Source organism: Lysinibacillus sp. RU7, from assembly GCF_057837305.1.
Genome location: NZ_JBYQFK010000035.1, coordinates 21,377 through 38,635 on the forward strand (window position 1 = coordinate 21,377; position 17,259 = coordinate 38,635).

Annotated in this window: 15 protein-coding genes; 9 read left to right on the top strand and 6 right to left on the bottom strand. The window is 37.8% G+C overall.

What is annotated here, in order from left to right; genetic code table 11:
- The first annotated feature begins 134 nt into the window (after nucleotides 1-134).
- From AC3II9_RS19420 to AC3II9_RS19460, 9 genes are all read left to right on the top strand, one after another.
- Entirely contained in the window at nucleotides 135-1,043 is a 909-nt protein-coding gene (locus tag AC3II9_RS19420) for a chemotaxis protein (protein WP_489158111.1), read from the top strand.
- Between the two features lie 154 nt (nucleotides 1,044-1,197).
- Entirely contained in the window at nucleotides 1,198-2,739 is a 1,542-nt protein-coding gene (locus AC3II9_RS19425) for a Ppx/GppA phosphatase family protein (protein WP_489158113.1), read from the top strand.
- Between the two features lie 29 nt (nucleotides 2,740-2,768).
- The gene (locus AC3II9_RS19430) at nucleotides 2,769-4,913 is read left to right on the top strand and encodes an RNA degradosome polyphosphate kinase (RefSeq protein WP_489158137.1); all 2,145 of its coding nucleotides are present in this window, start codon (nucleotides 2,769-2,771) and stop codon (nucleotides 4,911-4,913) included.
- Between the two features lie 90 nt (nucleotides 4,914-5,003).
- Nucleotides 5,004-6,635 (top strand): putative bifunctional diguanylate cyclase/phosphodiesterase, encoded by a 1,632-nt coding sequence (locus AC3II9_RS19435; RefSeq protein ID WP_489158114.1) that lies wholly within the window; start codon nucleotides 5,004-5,006, stop codon nucleotides 6,633-6,635.
- Nucleotides 6,636-6,825: 190 nt separating this feature from the next.
- Entirely contained in the window at nucleotides 6,826-7,062 is a 237-nt protein-coding gene (locus AC3II9_RS19440) for a short-chain dehydrogenase (protein ID WP_489158116.1), read from the top strand.
- 117 nt (nucleotides 7,063-7,179) lie between these two features.
- Complete coding sequence (gene cbpB / locus AC3II9_RS19445; protein WP_489158118.1) at nucleotides 7,180-7,623, top strand: cyclic-di-AMP-binding protein CbpB; 444 nt, start codon at nucleotides 7,180-7,182, stop codon at nucleotides 7,621-7,623.
- A gap of 67 nt (nucleotides 7,624-7,690) precedes the next feature.
- The gene (gene ccpC / locus AC3II9_RS19450) at nucleotides 7,691-8,581 is read left to right on the top strand and encodes a transcriptional regulator CcpC (protein WP_489158120.1); all 891 of its coding nucleotides are present in this window, start codon (nucleotides 7,691-7,693) and stop codon (nucleotides 8,579-8,581) included.
- Nucleotides 8,582-8,657: 76 nt separating this feature from the next.
- Nucleotides 8,658-9,374, top strand: a complete 717-nt coding sequence (gene dapD / locus AC3II9_RS19455) for a 2,3,4,5-tetrahydropyridine-2,6-dicarboxylate N-acetyltransferase (protein ID WP_489158121.1) — start codon at nucleotides 8,658-8,660, stop codon at nucleotides 9,372-9,374.
- Between the two features lie 12 nt (nucleotides 9,375-9,386).
- Entirely contained in the window at nucleotides 9,387-10,505 is a 1,119-nt protein-coding gene (locus tag AC3II9_RS19460; RefSeq protein WP_489158123.1) for an N-acetyldiaminopimelate deacetylase, read from the top strand.
- A gap of 42 nt (nucleotides 10,506-10,547) precedes the next feature.
- Here AC3II9_RS19460 and AC3II9_RS19465 read toward each other — a convergent pair whose 3' ends face one another.
- The 6 genes from AC3II9_RS19465 to AC3II9_RS19490 all read right to left on the bottom strand — a co-directional run bounded on the left by AC3II9_RS19465 (nucleotide 10,548) and on the right by AC3II9_RS19490 (nucleotide 16,993).
- Entirely contained in the window at nucleotides 10,548-11,750 is a 1,203-nt protein-coding gene (locus AC3II9_RS19465) for an MFS transporter (protein WP_489158124.1), read from the bottom strand.
- A 916-nt stretch (nucleotides 11,751-12,666) separates the two neighbouring features.
- Complete coding sequence (locus tag AC3II9_RS19470) at nucleotides 12,667-13,743, bottom strand: ABC transporter substrate-binding protein (protein ID WP_489158126.1); 1,077 nt, start codon at nucleotides 13,741-13,743, stop codon at nucleotides 12,667-12,669.
- Nucleotides 13,740-14,537 (bottom strand): ABC transporter permease, encoded by a 798-nt coding sequence (locus tag AC3II9_RS19475; protein WP_489158127.1) that lies wholly within the window; start codon nucleotides 14,535-14,537, stop codon nucleotides 13,740-13,742. Before AC3II9_RS19475 ends, AC3II9_RS19470 begins: the two co-directional genes overlap by 4 nt.
- Complete coding sequence (locus AC3II9_RS19480) at nucleotides 14,538-15,341, bottom strand: ABC transporter permease (RefSeq protein WP_489158129.1); 804 nt, start codon at nucleotides 15,339-15,341, stop codon at nucleotides 14,538-14,540.
- The gene (locus AC3II9_RS19485; protein ID WP_489158131.1) at nucleotides 15,331-16,437 is read right to left on the bottom strand and encodes an ABC transporter ATP-binding protein; all 1,107 of its coding nucleotides are present in this window, start codon (nucleotides 16,435-16,437) and stop codon (nucleotides 15,331-15,333) included. Before AC3II9_RS19485 ends, AC3II9_RS19480 begins: the two co-directional genes overlap by 11 nt.
- A gap of 13 nt (nucleotides 16,438-16,450) precedes the next feature.
- Nucleotides 16,451-16,993 carry a helix-turn-helix domain-containing protein gene (locus AC3II9_RS19490; RefSeq protein ID WP_489158133.1) on the bottom strand — a complete coding sequence of 181 codons (543 nt, stop codon included), beginning with the start codon at nucleotides 16,991-16,993 and terminating at the stop codon, nucleotides 16,451-16,453.
- Nucleotides 16,994-17,259 lie beyond the last annotated feature (266 nt).

Genomic DNA, 17,259 nt, shown 5'->3' on the forward strand with positions numbered 1-17,259 from the left:
CGCAAAAAACTGTTGTAAACTATATACTTTTTTTCGTTACTTTCATCGTTTGAGGTGGAAAACGGTTATAGGAGAATGGGCTTGCCTATGATACAATTAATGTATAGGAAAGTTTTGAAAGGAGCCGGTATGCTGTGGAAACAGAAAAAAAAGGTATCTTATTAGAGAGTGGTACAAACGAACTTGAAATCGTCGAATTTGAAGTAGGAAGTAATAAATTTGGTATTAATGTTATTAAAGTAAAAGAAATTATTCAACCAATGAACGTTACATTCATTCCACATGCACATCCACATGTTGAAGGGATTATCCAGCTGCGCGGAGAAGTATTGCCAGTAGTAGATATGTTAAAAGTGTTAGGAATAGCTAATGCACAACGTAATCCGCAACAAAAATATATTGTAGCTGAATTTAATAAGCAACGTGTCGTATTCCATGTCGATAATGTAACGCAAATTCACCGCATTTCATGGGATCAAATTGAAAAACCATCTGATATGTATCAAGGCGGCTCATCACAAGTAATTGGTGTTATTAAATACAAAGATGAGATGATTTTATTGCTTGATTTTGAGCGTATTATGGTAGACATCAACCCTGCTTCTAGTATTAGTGTAGAAGCGGTGAAAAAATTAGGAAAACGCGAACGTTCAGAAAAGAAAATCGTGATTGCAGAAGATTCACCACTACTTCGTAAATTACTATTTGATACGATGCAAGAGGCAGGCTATGTAAATTTAGATTTCTTTGAAAATGGTCGCGATGCGTATGATTATTTAGAAGCATTAGCAAAAGCGGATAAAAATATTGAAAATCAAGTACAGATTGTTATAACAGATATTGAAATGCCACAAATGGATGGACATCATTTAACAAAGAAAATTAAAAGCCATCCAGATTTAAAAAAATTGCCAGTCATTATTTTCTCAAGTTTAATTACCGAAGATCTTCGTCATAAAGGCGAAGAAGTAGGGGCAGAAGACCAAATTTCAAAACCAGAAATTGCAGAGCTTATATTACGTATGGATCAGTTAATCTTATAAGCAAGCGCCTATAAAAAGTTTATATATTCATGAAAAAGTCGGGTGCTAATATAAGTATTCCGACTTTTTTTACAAAAAATTTACATAAAAATTTAAAAATGAGTGCTAATGTAAAGCTGTAATATTTATTGTTGGACAAAAAGGAAGTGAAAAAATGGAGAGAGTAAAAACAGCTATTATTGACATTGGCTCAAATACAGTGCGGCTTGTCATGTATCAATATGATAAAAACGAAGGATTACACGAGTTTGGCAATATTAAAACGGTTGCTCGCCTTCGGACACATTTATTGCCTACTGGTGACATGAGCGAAGAGGGAATGGGCATTTTATCGAAAACGCTCGCTTCGTTCAAACAGATTTTGGCAGATTATAATGTAACGGATATTAAAGCTGCTGCAACAGCCGCAGTTCGACAAGCATCAAATAATCAAGAAATTGTTAGGCGTATGAAAGAGGAGACCGGTATTGAAATTGAGATTTTATCGGAAGAAGAAGAAGCTTATTTTGGTTTTTTAGCTGTTGTTAATTCGATGGATACAGCTTCTGCTATAACGATTGATATCGGTGGGGGCTCTACTGAAATTACATTGTTTAAAAATAAGAAATTACAAAAAACTTATAGTTTTCCATTCGGGACAGTGAGCTTAAAGCAAAAATTTGTAAAGGGCTCCATTATGAATAATGAAGAACGGAAATTGTTACATAATTATATAAAAGAGCAATTTAAGTCATTAAGCTGGATTTGCGATGTCAATTTACCTGTGATTGCTATTGGTGGTAGTGCTCGTAATGTGGCACAAGTCCATCAACAGCAGCATAGCTATCCTATTTCAGGTGTACACCAATATGAAATGATGTTAGATGATTTACTCGAATTAAAACAAGATCTGAGTCAAATGACATTTGAACAGTTAAAACAATTGGATGGGTTATCATCAGATCGGGCAGACATTATCGTACCAGCCATAGAAGTGTTTACAACTTTGATGGACATTATAGGGACAAAAAATTTCCAATTAAGTAAAAAAGGGCTTCGAGAAGGTTTAATTATTCATCGTGTATTGCAAGGAGATGCAAGCGCATTTGATAAATACAATGTCTTTGCAGAAAATGCAAAAAGAATTGCATTTAAATATGGGCGCTCTGTTGAAGAATTAGAAACACTTTGTGCACTGAGTGAGCAACTGTATCACGAGTGCTGTAAGTTAGATTATTTTACATTTAATCAACAACATTTAGAGCTCATTCGACGTGCAGCAAAAGTATTTGCCATTGGTGAATACATTGAACTGGAATCCTCGAGTCAACATACATTCTATTTACTTGCCAATCAATCAATTGCTGGGATGAATCATTTAAATCGTATAAAGTTAGCGCTTTTAGCGTCTTATAAAAACCGTAATTACTTTAATCGGTTCGCTATGCCGTTTCTATCGTGGATACCGCGTGAGGAATTAAAATGTTTGCGCGATTTTGGTGCATTACTTAAATTTGTCTATGCATTAAATGTATCTAAACGTAATATTGTCAAACAAGTTGTGCTTAAACGCATAGATGAAATGGTTCAAGTAGATGTGATGGTGGAAGGGAGTGCGGTTGCTGAAATATATGAAGCAGAACGGACTAAAAAACATATGGAACGGATTTTTAAATGTGAAGTGAGTATTGATTTTTATGAAGAAGGGTGGAAATAAGGATGAACGTTAATCTTGATGAGCTAGCAATGGGCACAAATGACCAGAGTGAACAGACGCCAGAAGAACTACAGCGCGCTGCATTGCTTGAAGAAATCGCAAAGCCGCAATACTATAATAATCGTGAACTTTCTTGGCTTGCGTTTAATGAGCGTGTATTAGAAGAAGCAGAGGATGAAGAAAATCCATTGCTTGAACGGTTGAAGTTTTTAGCCATTTTTAGTTCGAATTTAGATGAATTCTTCATGGTCCGTGTTGCGGGATTACAGGATCAAGTACGGGCGGATTTTCATAAGCCGGAAAATAAATCGGGTTTGACGCCAAAAGAGCAATTAGCGAAAATTGCAGAGCGTACACAAGCTTTAGTTCGTCGTCAAACAGAAGTGTATCGTTATTTAATCGATGAATGTTTACCGAAGGAAAATGTGTTGATTAAAGATTTTAAAGATTTACAGGTAGAACAGAAACGATATATTACGGAATTGTTTGAAGAAACGATTTTTCCTGTATTAACCCCTGTAGCAGTTGATGCGTATCGGCCATTCCCGACACTTTTAGGGAAAACATTAAACTTGCTTGTCATGTTAGAAAAAAACAATAATGATGCCGAACATACAACTAAAGTAGCGATTGTCCAAGTACCTTCTGTATTAGATCGTTTTATTAAAGTACCGACAGCAAGTGATCAAACTGTGTTCGTGCTATTAGAAGATGTTATTACAAGTCATATTGATCACCTGTTCTATGGATATAAAGTCAAGTCTTCTCAAGCATTCCGTTTAACACGTAATGCGGATTTAACGATTCACGAAGAGGGAGCGCAAGACTTACTTTCTGAAATTGAAAAAGAGTTAAAGAAGCGGAAATGGGGGGTTGGCTCTCGTTTAGAAGTCCGTGATGGGGAAATGAAGGATGATGTATTAGACTACCTATTAGATGAGTTTGAAATTAGTGAATCAGATGTCTTTAAAATTGATGGGCCATTAGATTTAACATTTATGTTTCCATTTGTTAAAACAATCTCGGTTGGGCTTGAACATTTACAATATGAGAGCTTTATCCCACAGCCACCGCAAGATTTAGGTTCGGATGAAGACATTTTTGAAAAGGCGTTAGTGCAAGATTTATTTTTCCATCATCCATATGAATCATTTGTACCGATTGTTGATTTCATTATGGAAGCAGCGAATGATCCATCTGTGTTAGCGATTAAACAAACACTGTATCGTGTAAGTGGGAATTCGCCGATTATTCAGGCATTAAAGCAGGCAGCAGAGAACGGGAAACAAGTAACTGTACTGGTCGAGTTAAAGGCACGTTTTGATGAGGAAAATAATGTTCTTTGGGCGAAGTTGCTTGAGCAAGCGGGGTGTTTAGTGATTTACGGAATGAATAATTTAAAAACCCATTCGAAAATTACGCTTGTTGTGCGTCGTCGCCACGGAAAAATTGAGCGCTTTGTTCATCTAGGAACAGGTAATTACAATGATGCAACAGCGAAAATGTATACGGATATGGCCATTATTACGTCAAACAAGGAGTTTGGGATTGATGCGACAAACTTCTTTAACTATTTAAGTGGTTATACGGAAAAACCTGAATTTCACCATTTAGTTGTTGCACCTTTCGATATTCGAGATGAGTTTATTCAACTCATTGATGAGGAGATCGAATGTCATAAACGACACGGTAATGGCTTTATTCGGGCAAAAATGAACTCCTTAACAGATAAAGATTTAATGATGAAATTGTATGAAGCATCGATTGAAGGGGTAAAAATTGAACTGATTATCCGTGGCATTTGCTGTATAAGACCGGGTGTTCAAGGCATTAGTGAAAATATTACAGTAACATCCATTGTCGGACGTTTTTTAGAGCACTCCCGTATTTTTTGGTTCCATCATAATGGCGAAAATAAAGTATTCTTATCTTCAGCAGACATGATGACCCGTAATATGATTAAACGCGTAGAGATTTTATTCCCGGTATATTCACCGGACATCAAAAATCGTATTATAAAAATTATGCAACTCCAATTGGAAGACAATCAAAAAGCGCGTATTCAAGATTCAAATGGGAAGTACCATTATAAAGAAGATCATAACGGCAATAAAAAGATTAATAGTCAAGAAATATTCCTGCGAGAAGCGATTGGGCAACCTACGGAAGAATAACGTGTTTAAAAATTTTCATATAGTCTTGCAAAAAATGCAAGGCTATATGAAACTAAAGACAGTAGAGTGAGTTGGATAGGAGTGTAAAAAGTGATAAAGGTCGTAGAGAAAGATAGAATGAAAGCCTTACAACAAATTATTCAACTAAATCCATTCGATGCTGTCATTGTATTAAAAAAAGTACAGTACCGTTATGAAATTGAATGTGTAAATGAAAAAGCGATTCAGCTCTTTCAGGAACCAAGTAATGTAAAAATGGATGCGGAATGTTTTTTTGGGGCTATTGATTGGCAAACGTTACATCCCTTTGTTGAAAAGTTAAGCAACCAAGTGGAATACATAAACCTAAAGTTAGAACAACAAATGGCATTATATATGCAAAAACTAGTGATTAATGATGAAACCCATATTCTTATTGTCCTGCGAGCAGTCATTAATCAAGAGCATTTTGTGTATGAAGATGAGTTAACAAATTTATTTAATAGGCGTGCATTACAACATCAATGGTCATCGTTTACAGAGCAACGAATAAAGAGGCATGTGGCACTTCTCATAATTGATTTAGACCGCTTTAAAAAATTTAACGAATCGTTAGGGAAGCAAAAAGCGGATGGTATGTTAGCGATCATTAGCGAACGATTTACATCATTGCGCAAGAAGCATTGTGAGATTTTTCGCTATAATAGCGATGAATTTGTATTCGTTATAGGTTATGATGCGCAAGAAGAGGTTGAAGTGTTGGCGGCACAAATTTTAACATTGTTGAAAGAACCAATTGTTGTAGATGAGCAAGACTATTATGTTACGGCCTCTATTGGTATTGCCACAAGTATCGCTGAGCAAAAACCACAATTAGACACGATGTTGCATCATGCAGACCAAGCGTTGTTTTATGTCAAAAATCATAGTCGAGGTGATTATCGTTTTTATCGTAAAGAAATGAGCCAAGTGTTTCCTAACGAAGCATTAATGGAGGCGCATTTACGCAGAGCGATTGAACTAAATGAATTATCCGTTCATTTTCAGCCACAGATGGATTTACAATCAAACGAGATTAACAGCTTTGAAGCATTAATTCGTTGGCATAATCGTAAGTTTGGTTTTGTGTCCCCAGCGCAATTTATCCCATTGGCAGAATCATCCGGACTAATTATAGAAATTGGGGATTGGGTACTAGAACGCGTATGTAAATATTTAAAAGAATGGAAAGGAAAAGGCTATCGACCTGTCAGAATTGCTGTTAATATTTCACCAAAGCAATTTAAACAGGGACAGTTTGCGAGAAAAGTAGAGCGAGTAATGAAGCAATACGATATTGACCCTGCTCAATTAGAGCTCGAAATTACAGAAGGTTCCATGACGAATGTGCATGAAACAACGGCCATTTTAAATGAGTTAAAGCAGTTAGGTGTGTTTGTGTCAGTGGATGATTTTGGTACAGGTTATTCGTCGCTCAGTTATTTAAAAACATACCCAATCGATATTATTAAGATTGATCAATCGTTTATTGCAGATATTGAAGAAGATGAAAAAAACGAGGCCATTGTAAAGGCCATTATTTTATTATCACATACGCTCGGATTAGAAGTAATTGCAGAAGGTGTCGAGAAAAAAAATCAAGAACAGTTTCTGCTTAAAAACCACTGTAAAAAAGTACAAGGCTATTTATACAATAAGCCATTGCCCGTTGAGGAAATTGTGGAGCAATATTTAATTAATTAAGCGGTTGTTCCAAAATATAAAAAGTAGCGATTCGATTTGAGAATGGCTATTTTTTTATTTTTAGAACGTTGTGTTTACCTGGCGTATTTATTTTAGACATCAGAGTGCTATGCACGGTAGGCGTGCATTCTAGTTGCATAGAATGGTAGCTGATCAGAGATACTACATAAAAACGAAAGGAGGTTTTTATGTGAGTTTATTTGTCTGGGGATCGATTGTTGTTATCATTATTTTATGTGCACTCTCAGCCTATGCGACTGTAGTGGCAGCGAATCAGATTGAAAAGAGTAATTCAGAGCTTGACACATCTGTTGACCCTGTCATTCGAAGGCATCCATTTTTATTGAATCCAATCATTATGATGTACATTGTCGTCGGTATTTTTATGACAATCGTTCTTTTCTTTTATTGGGCAAGAGGTCAATGAAAGGGGAATTTTAGCATTTCAGGCTCCTGTACATAGTCACTTCTTAGTCAATTATGATATGATAACTATGAGTGCACTATCCTGCTCGATTTTTGAGTGGTAAAGGAGTAGAATGTTATGCTGTCAATAAATAACAGGGAATTATTAGATATACCTATTAAAGACTTTATTATTTCTTCCGAGAAGGTTGCTCACGTACAAAGTGGGAATAACGCGGAACATGCTTTACTCGTATTAACTCGCACGGGTTACTCTTCTATTCCAGTATTAGATGTCAAATATCGTCTACAAGGTTTATTAAGTAGCAAAATGATTACAGAAGCAATTTTAGGTTTAGAGCGCATTGAATATGAACGTCTTTCTGAAATTAAAGTAGATACTATAATGGAAAAGCAAATTGCTTATTTACAAGTAACAGATACTTTTAAACGTGCGTTGGATTTAGTGATTAACCATGCTTTTCTTAGTGTTGTTGATGAAGAAGGAACGTTTGTTGGGATTATGACACGTCGCGTCATATTAAAACAACTCAAAAAGTATATTTATATGAATGAACGATAATCAACATAAAATCGGCAAAATCCTAAGAGGGTTTTGTCGATTTTTAATACCGTGAAAGGATGAAATTATGACCGCGACAGAGGCTGAGATTATTAAAATATTGGCAGAAGAAAAAAATATGCGTAAGGCAGCGGAACGTCTTTTTTTAACGCAACCAGCCTTATCACAAAGATTGCAATCAATTGAAAAAGACTGGGGAACACAGTTGTTTTTACGTTCACAACGTGGCTTAACTCCTACACCCGCAGGAGAGCTTGTTATTCAATACGCAACAGAGCAAATCGCTAGGCGTGAAGAAGTATTTGAAACGATTCAAGCGTTAAATGCAAAAGTGCATGGCACACTTAAAATTGCATGTGCATCTATTGTAGGGCAAAACTGGTTGCCCCAAGTATTGAAAGACTTTGTTACATTGTACCCGGATACAAAAATTTCATTAATGACTGGTTGGAGTTCAGAAATTGTGAAAGCTTTATATGAAGGCGAAGCACATATTGGCATTGTACGAGGGCAAGCAGATTGGAAAGGGAAGAAAATTCACTTGTTCCGAGATATGATGTACTTAGTAGATAAAGAAATTCAAACATTGGAAGATATTTATACGGCAGATCGTCCATTCATTCAATTCAAAAGTGACTCAGATTATTATCAAGAAATTTTGCAATGGTGGCAACGGCATTTTAACCAAAATCCACGCCATCAAATTATTGTCGATCAAATTGAAACGTGTAAACAAATGGCGCTAAATGGTATTGGTTATGCAATATTACCGTCTATTACATTAAACGGAACAGAAGATGTGAATAAAATTCCGTTAGTGCATTCGGAAAAAGATATGGGCTTAACACGGGATACGTGGCTAATCGGTTACGATTCAGCTTTTGAGCTACTTCAAGTAAAAGCATTCGTGGATGTTGTGCAAGATCGAGCCCGTTGTTTATATGAATACAAAAATTAATACGTGCGATTGAAATAAAAATTTAGTACAATCAAAACATGTTATAAAAACTTACATGAAAAGGGGTTGTATAAAGATGAGTGATAAGTTGAATGCACAACAAATTATTGAATTTATTTCGAAGGCGCAAAAAGTAACGCCAGTTAAAGTGTATGTAAAAGGTGATAACGTCGCTTCTTTATCGTATGGTGAGAGTTCAAAAGTGTTCGGTGAAGGGAATAATGCGGTTGTTTTTGGCGAGTGGAGCGATATTGAAGCTGCGTTAAAAAGTAATGGAGAAAAGATAACGGACTATGTCATTGAAAGTGACAGAAGAAATTCAGGTGTCCCATTATTAGATACAAAACATCTGAATGCACGTATTGAGCCAGGGGCGATTATTCGTGATCAAGTAACAATTGGTGAGCAAGCTGTTATTATGATGGGAGCCATTATTAATATTGGTGCAGAAATTGGACCAAAAACAATGATTGATATGGGTGCAGTATTAGGAGGACGTGCAACAGTTGGGGCGAATTGCCATATTGGTGCAGGCACAGTGCTAGCTGGTGTCATTGAGCCGCCAAATGCACAACCGGTCATTATTGAGGATGATGTTGTGATTGGTGCCAATGCCGTTGTACTTGAAGGTGTACGTGTAGGAAAAGGCGCAGTTGTAGCAGCTGGTGCTATAGTTATTGGAGATGTTGCACCGTATACAGTTGTCGGTGGTGTCCCAGCGCGCGTATTAAAGCAGCTAGACGAAAAAACAAAAGCGAAAACAGAAGTAATTGACGCTTTACGAAATATTTAAGAAGGTGACTTCATGCAATCCCTAATTGATATTCGCCGAGCGCTACATAAAATACCAGAGCTCGGTTTTCAAGAATTTAAAACACAAGCGTTTATTTTAGATTATTTAACCAAACTTCCGCAAGACTATTTAGAAATAGCAACTTGGCGTACAGGGGTTATTGTAAGGATTGTGGGCACGAATCCAACGAAAACCATCGGATGGCGTACAGATATCGATGGTTTACCAGTAACAGAAGAAACAGGTGTAGCGTACGCTTCGCAGCACACTGGTCATATGCATGCATGTGGGCATGATTGTCATATGACGACGGCACTAGGGCTTGTCACAGCTTTTACAAAAAATCGACCTGTGCAAAATGTAGTTGTCTACTTCCAACCAGCTGAGGAAGGGCCAGGTGGAGCAGAACCAATGTTCAATTGGTTAAAAGAGGAGCGCCCTGATCTTTTATGTGATGAAATTTATGCACTTCATATTGCACCGGAATATCCAGTAGGCACAGTAGCAACGCGCCCAGGGCTATTATTTGCCAATACATCGGAGTTATTTATCGATTTAAAAGGGATTGGTGGGCATGCAGCATATCCCCATCTTACACGTGATATGACGATTGCAACAGCCAATTTAATTTTACAGCTACAGACGATTGTGAGCCGCAATATAGATCCCATGAATAGTGTGGTTATAACGGTAGGAAAGATAACAGCGGGTACTGTTCAAAATGTCATTGCAGAGAATGCACGTTTAGAAGGAACGATTCGTACACTAAATGCCGAATCAATGCAGGTAGTAAAAAGCCGTATTGAGGCCATTTGTGCAGGGATTGAAGCGGCGTTTGAATGTGAAATTTCCATTGATTATGGCTCTCTGTATCATGAAGTAAATAATCATGAGACATGTGCCAATCGTCTGCTTGCTTTTGCGAAACAGTATGACGGTGCAACGGATTTCTTATGCCCAGCAGCGATGACTGGAGAAGACTTTGGCTATTTCCTAAAAGAGATTCCTGGTGCCATGTTTTGGAGTGGGGCAAACTGCCAGTACGGTTTGCATCAGTCCAAGATGAATCCGGATGAAGCGTTACTTTCGTTTAATACCGATTTTGTTGAGGCGTTTATTCGGAGTTTATAAGGGAAAGGGATGTCCAGAAAGTGGACATCCCTTTACTTGTTGTTATGATGCTTGTTCCGAGGCGTGCATTAAATGTGGTGCTCTTTTTTGAGTCCATGCCCATGCTAAAATGAAGCATGTAGCTAAAATGACTGTACCGAAAACATACGGAGAGTCCATATTCCAGTCAAATAAAGAGCCCGCTAATATAGGGCCAAACATATTCCCTAAGCTCATATAGGCGTTATTCATTCCAGCAGCGAAACCTTGTTCAGCGCCAGCCACTTTACTAATGAGTGTATTGACTGCGGGGCGGATAAAGGTTGTAGCGATGGAGAATAACGTCGCCACTGTGAGGATCATAAAGAATCCGCTCACATAAATAACAAGTAACATCGTAATCGCTGCTACTAGTAAGTTGATTAAAATCACTTTCATTTCGCCGAACTTCTTAAACAGCTTGTTGATAATATACATTTGCAAAATAACACCAGCAAACCCACCAACCATAATAATGACCGAAATATCAAAAGGTGAATAGTTGAATTTATGGTCTAAGTAGAGTGATAATGTTGCTTGGAAGTTAGAAATCCCAAAACTAAATGTTAAGACGATGAGTAAAAATACGAAATACGATGTTTTGGTAGAACGTACTAATTGTTTCACTAAACTTTCACGTGGTGGCTTCGCCGTTGCTTCTGTATCTTTTTTGACATTTGGTAAAATGATAAGAGATAGAACAGCTGCTACGATGGCTGCGCTACCCGCGAAATAAAATGGAATGTGTAAACTGATGCCAGCTAACACGCCACCAATACCTGGTCCAATGGTGAAGCCTAAGCTCATCGCTGCACCAACCATCCCCATCCCTTTTCCTCGTTCTTCCACCGTTGTAATATCGGCGACATACGCTAAAATAGGGGGCATGACAAATGCTGCACCTGCCCCACTTAAGAAGCGTGCAACGAATAATAGCCAAACATGGTCCGATAAACCAAATAAAATTTGAGATAAACCATATAAAGTAAGACCTGTAATAATAAAGATTTTGCGTCCGTAACGGTCTGATAAATCACCGGCAATTGGGGAAAGTAAAAATTGCGCTAGGGAAAACCCTGCAATTAAAAACCCTAATACTTGTCCTCCTACACCGAACAATTCTAAATAAGAAGGCATAACCGGAACAATGATGCCAATACCACCCATCGTAATAAACATATTAAACATTAAAATATAGAGGGCGACATTATTCGTTTTTTTCGCCATGGCTAACCGCCTTTCTAATCCATTATTTCGACTTTTGAAATGTAAGTACAATTAGTCTAACATAATTATACGACTTGTCACTACTGTAAAGTTATTAGACTAAGGGATGAAAAATGAACTAGTTTAGTACAAAATATGGTGGCGATTACTTTATTTTGGCTCATCACCGTAACTTGGGGTTGATTTCCGTTCCAAATTTATTTGCGACGAAAGCGTAGCGTCAGGAGCAGCTGGGCGCTTTCCGGGGGGCGTCCGATGAGCCGCTTCCCTCGCTACGCTCAGTCCAGGGTCTCATCTAGGACGCTAATCCCCCAGGAGTCGCCCTGCTTCCACTCCAATCAACAAACACTTTATTTCATCAATTCGTAATGAACAAAAAATACAAAAATAGTAAAAATTATTGAATAGAATAAGCATTGTAACCTTTATATTTCACCACAGCACGTTTCCGTTGTGAAGTAAAGCTCGGCTTCTATGACAATAGTAAGCTATGGCAAAAATAAATACTTCTCCATCATAATCTGTGTTCAACTTATAACAAAATTATTTTTATAGCAAACAATTTACGTAGAAGTAGGTAGCACACGGAACGGAGAGCGGTGACTCCAGCGGGGGAAGTGAGCAAAGGCTAAAGTCGCCACATCCTGTGGCAACGCCTTTGTGAGCAACATCATGTTGCCCCGAGCTGAAGGCCCCGCAGGAAATTTATTTGCGACGAAAGCGCAGCGACAGGAGCACTGAGGGACGAACGACGAGGAGACTGAAGCCATGCCCGCGGAAAGCATCCGCTCGGAGTGGAGTGTGCCATGTATATAAGGCAACCCCGACTTTTGGTGATGAACCTTTATTTTGGAGGTCATATACTGCTCTATATACTGAAAAGACGTATGGCTACTAAATGCCCATACGTCTTTTGTTAATTGAGGTTCATTTTAAATTCTAAGAAGTATTCGTTATACTTCCCGAGCCATTCTAGCCCAAGGTTTTCGTATACTTCTAAATGTTTGCGTAGTTCTTCGTCTGGATAGAAGCGCTCGTCTGTAATAACTTCTTCATCCATTAACGCCCAAGCAGCTGAGTTAGGGGTAGAATAACCAACATAATCAGCATTTTGTGCTGCGTTTTCAGCTTTTAGCATAAAGTTAATGAACGCATGTGCACCTGCTACGTTTTTAGATGTTTTAGGAATGACCATGTTATCGAACCAAAGATTAGACCCTTCTTCTGGAACGGCAAAATCGAGCTCTTCATTTTCCAACATCATATCCGCTGCTTGCCCTGACCAAGTAAGGGCAACAGTTGCTTCATTGTTAATCATCAGTGGTGTAATTTCATCACCGATAATGGCTTTTACGTTAGGTGTTAATTGAATGAGTTTATCTGTTGCTTCACGTAATGCCGCATCATCTTTTAAGTTTAGCGAATAGCCAAGAGAATTTAAGCCCATCCCCATCACTTCCCGAGAGCCATCCACTAAGAAAATTTTCCCCTTTAAGCGTTCATCCCATAAATCTTCCCAAGACGTGAAGGTTAAATCTTCTGGTACCATTGTTGGATTGTACACGATGCCAACTGTCCCCCAGAAATAAGGGAGAGAGAATTTATTTTTCGGATCAAATGGTAAATCTAAAAAGTACGGATCGATATTTTGAGCATTTGGAATTAATGAATGATCCAGCTCAATAAGCATATCATCTTCAATCATCGTTTCAATCATATATTCAGAAGGAACAGCCACATCATAAGAGGAGCCGCCTTGCTGAATTTTTGTGTACATCGCTTCGTTTGAATCAAATGTTTCATAAATGACATGAATACCTGTTTCTTTTTGGAATTGTTTGATTAACTCGGGGTCGATATACTCACCCCAGTTATAAATTGTTAACGTATCTTTACTGCCGCCCATACCAACCGATTCAAGTGATCTTGATGCAAAGAAAAGCAGGAAACAGGCGATGACAATAGCGATTGTCGCTTGTACTAATTGTTTCATTTCCCAGCCTCCGTTCTTGCTTTTGAGCGGTTTGTTATAAAGTAGTAACCAATGACAACAAGTACTGTAATAAAGAATACTAAGCCAGAGATGGCGTTAATTGTTAATGTAATGCCCGCACGAGCCATAGAGTAGATCTCGACTGATAATGTAGAGAACCCATTCCCTGTCACGAAGAACGTGACGGCAAAGTCATCTAATGAATACGTAATCGCCATAAAAAAGCCAGCAAAAATACCAGGTGCGATATAGGGTAAGATAACACGTGTTAAAACGTCGCGCTTTGTAGCACCTAAGTCACGTGCTGCATCGATTAAGGATGTATTCATTTCTAACAGTTTCGGTAAAACCATTAACACAACAATTGGCACACTAAAGGCGATATGTGATACAAGCACAGAAGCAAAGCCTAATTTTACGCCAATCATAGTGAAGAGGATTAAAAAGCTTGCCCCAATGACCACGTCAGGTGATACGATGAGTACATTGTTTAATGATAGTAATGTGTTACGCATCTTTTTATCTTTAATTGAAACAATGCCAATCGCGCCAAGTGTACCGACAATGGTTGCAATTAAGCCCGAAAGTAGGGCGACAAGTACGGTATTAATCAAAATAACAATTAAACGTGTATCTTCAAAAACAGCCGCATAGTGCTCAAGTGTAAACGATTCAAAATCGTTCATATTGCCACCGCTATTGAATGAATAAAAAATTAAATAGAAAATTGGTGCGTATAAAATGAGAAAGACTAATACTAAATAGGCTTTAGAGGTAGTCGATAATTTGTTCATTTATGCGCGGCCTCCTTTCTTTTTCTGACCAGTGAGCATCATAATAATGACCATGAAAATAATTAAAAATACAGCGATCGTTGACCCCATACCCCAGTTTTGTGCGACAAGGAATTGTTGTTCAATAGCTGTACCGAGCGTAATGACCTGATTCCCAGCGATTAAGCGTGTAATCATAAATAGTGAAAGGGCGGGGATGAATGTGACTTGAACCCCTGATTTCACCCCGTCAATTGTTAACGGGAACACAACACGGCGGAATGTCGTCCATGCTGATGCCCCAAGGTCTCTTGCTGCAAACACTAAAGACGGATTTAATTTGTCTAATGAGTTGAAAATTGGAATAATCATAAACGGAATAAAAATATATACCGCTACGAAAATAAAACTAAAGTCTGTAAATAAAATTTGTTGTGGATTCAATCCAAATACTTCGATAAAGGCATTCATTGGACCATATAAACCAAAAATCCCGATGAATGCATATGTTTTAAGCAGTAAGTTAATCCAAGAAGGAATAATAATTAACATTAACCAAAGCTGCTTATGCTTTGTTTTTGTTAAGAAATAAGCTGTTGGATAAGCAATGAGTAATGTAAAGAGCGTAATTAAAAAGGCATACCAAAAGCTTGTTAATGTCATTTGTAAATAAATCGTTGAAAAGAATTTTTTATAATTTGCTAATGTAAAATTTCCGTGTAAGTCTAGCATGGAATAATACAGAACTAAGGCAATCGGTGCAATAACGAATAAAGCAATCCAGACGACATATGGAAATAATGCTGCACGATTTTTATTCCGCATCTTCGTCGTCTCCATATGCTTCTAAACGCTTATCAAACTCTTCTTCCGTTTCATTTAAGCGCATAACATGAATTGCCTCTGGATCAAAATCTAAGCCGATTTCTGCCCCTACTTCTGCCTTCTTTAGTGAGTGCACTAACCACTCATTCCCGTCCTGATCGTATGTTGATAATTCATAATGCACACCACGGAATAGTTGCGTATCTACTTTTACGATTAATTTGCCTTTATCGACTGTTGTAATTTCTAAATCTTCTGGACGAATGACAATATCAATTTTTTCGTTTGGCTTCATCCCGCCGTCTACACAGTCAAAAATTTTGCCAGCAAATTGCACTTTATAGTCTTCAATCATAATACCATCTACGATATTGGATTCACCGATGAAGTCTGCCACGAATCGGTTAATCGGCTCATCGTAAATATCCACCGGTGTACCAGATTGCATAATTTCGCCGTTTGATAAGACAAAGATTTCATCACTCATCGCTAACGCTTCTTCTTGGTCATGTGTAACGAATACGAATGTTTTACCAAGACGTTGCTGTAATTCACGAAGTTCATATTGCATCTCCGTACGTAGTTTTAAGTCAAGTGCTGATAATGGCTCATCTAGTAAGATCACTTCAGGATCGTTGACTATTGCACGTGCAATCGCAACACGTTGACGTTGACCACCCGACATTTCTGAAATTTCGCGGTTACCGTATCCAGCTAAATTGACGAATTTCAATGCCTCTTGTACGCGTTCTTTTATTTCTTGCTCTTTTACCTTCTTTATACGGAGGCCGAATGCTACGTTTTCAAATACATTTAAGTGTGGGAAGAGCGCATAGTCTTGGAAAACAGTGTTGACTTGACGCTCATTCGCAGGGATATGATTAATGCGTTTCCCGTTAAAGTACACATCGCCAGTTGTTGCCTCTGTAAAACCTGCGATAATGCGTAAAATTGTTGTTTTTCCGCAGCCAGAAGGACCTAATAATGTATAAAATTTACCTCTTTCTAGCTCGAAGTTAATATTTTTTAAAACGACTGTACCATCGCTGTAAGATTTTGTTACGTTTTCAAAACGAATAATCGTGTTATCCATCATTTGTCCTCCTTCGTTATAAATAAGATTCGGTCGCCACAAGTAGTAGACGCGTTAAACCAGTATGTGCGTTAAAAATTTGGTGGTGTGAAGATGCCTCGTAATAGACAGCGTGTCCTTCGGTGGCAATATACTCCTCATTCCCGATGACGACACGAATCCTTCCATTTAATACATAAAGAAATGTCTCGGATAAGGACGGTTCGAATTGTTTAAATTCTCCGCCCTTTTGCAGTGTTAAAATGACCGGTTCCATCTCTTTTTCATTCGACGTCGGAATTAACCAATCAATTGTATATTGTTTATCGTGGTCAGTAAAACTTGTTTGATCTTCTTTTGTATAGACAACCGGTTGCTCATCAGCCGTATCGTCGAAAAATTCTTTTGGGGTTGAGCCTAATACTTCGAGAATATGAAAAAGTGTCTCAATGGAAGGAGAATTTAAATCGCGTTCTAATTGAGAAATGTAGCCCTTTGTTAAGTCCGTACGTTCCCCAAGCTCCTCTTGTGTGAGTCCTTTTTTTAATCGTAAAGCTTTAATTTTTGCCCCGATTTGCATGAAGTTTATCCCTCCCAGTATAAGTTTATTAATTCTAAACAAAAAGTATTGAAGTTTACTTTTACAAAACTTTTAGTTTACAAGCCAAAAAAACATTATACACAATATCGAATGAATTTCAAGTGATGTAGTGAAAATTTTTGTGGGGAAATAAAGGATTTTACTCATAATAAGCAAATTAAAAAACATATATTACCATTTAAGTAACCGTTGCTTTCCGCTCCGGCACTCGCTTTCCACGGGCGAGATCAAGCCTCCTCGTCGCT

Excerpts from the sequence above, each read along its gene's own strand:
- AC3II9_RS19425 (WP_489158113.1), top strand. The coding sequence starts at position 1,198 with ATGGAGAGAGTAAAAACAGCTATTATTGACATTGGCTCAAATACAGTG.
- AC3II9_RS19430 (WP_489158137.1), top strand. The coding sequence starts at position 2,769 with ATGGGCACAAATGACCAGAGTGAACAGACGCCAGAAGAACTACAGCGC.
- cbpB (WP_489158118.1), top strand. The coding sequence starts at position 7,180 with ATGCTGTCAATAAATAACAGGGAATTATTAGATATACCTATTAAAGAC.
- ccpC (WP_489158120.1), top strand. The coding sequence starts at position 7,691 with ATGACCGCGACAGAGGCTGAGATTATTAAAATATTGGCAGAAGAAAAA.
- dapD (WP_489158121.1), top strand. The coding sequence starts at position 8,658 with ATGAGTGATAAGTTGAATGCACAACAAATTATTGAATTTATTTCGAAG.
- AC3II9_RS19460 (WP_489158123.1), top strand. The coding sequence starts at position 9,387 with ATGCAATCCCTAATTGATATTCGCCGAGCGCTACATAAAATACCAGAG.
- AC3II9_RS19465 (WP_489158124.1), bottom strand. The coding sequence starts at position 11,750 with ATGGCGAAAAAAACGAATAATGTCGCCCTCTATATTTTAATGTTTAAT.
- AC3II9_RS19470 (WP_489158126.1), bottom strand. The coding sequence starts at position 13,743 with ATGAAACAATTAGTACAAGCGACAATCGCTATTGTCATCGCCTGTTTC.
- AC3II9_RS19475 (WP_489158127.1), bottom strand. The coding sequence starts at position 14,537 with ATGAACAAATTATCGACTACCTCTAAAGCCTATTTAGTATTAGTCTTT.
- AC3II9_RS19480 (WP_489158129.1), bottom strand. The coding sequence starts at position 15,341 with ATGCGGAATAAAAATCGTGCAGCATTATTTCCATATGTCGTCTGGATT.
- AC3II9_RS19485 (WP_489158131.1), bottom strand. The coding sequence starts at position 16,437 with ATGATGGATAACACGATTATTCGTTTTGAAAACGTAACAAAATCTTAC.
- AC3II9_RS19490 (WP_489158133.1), bottom strand. The coding sequence starts at position 16,993 with ATGCAAATCGGGGCAAAAATTAAAGCTTTACGATTAAAAAAAGGACTC.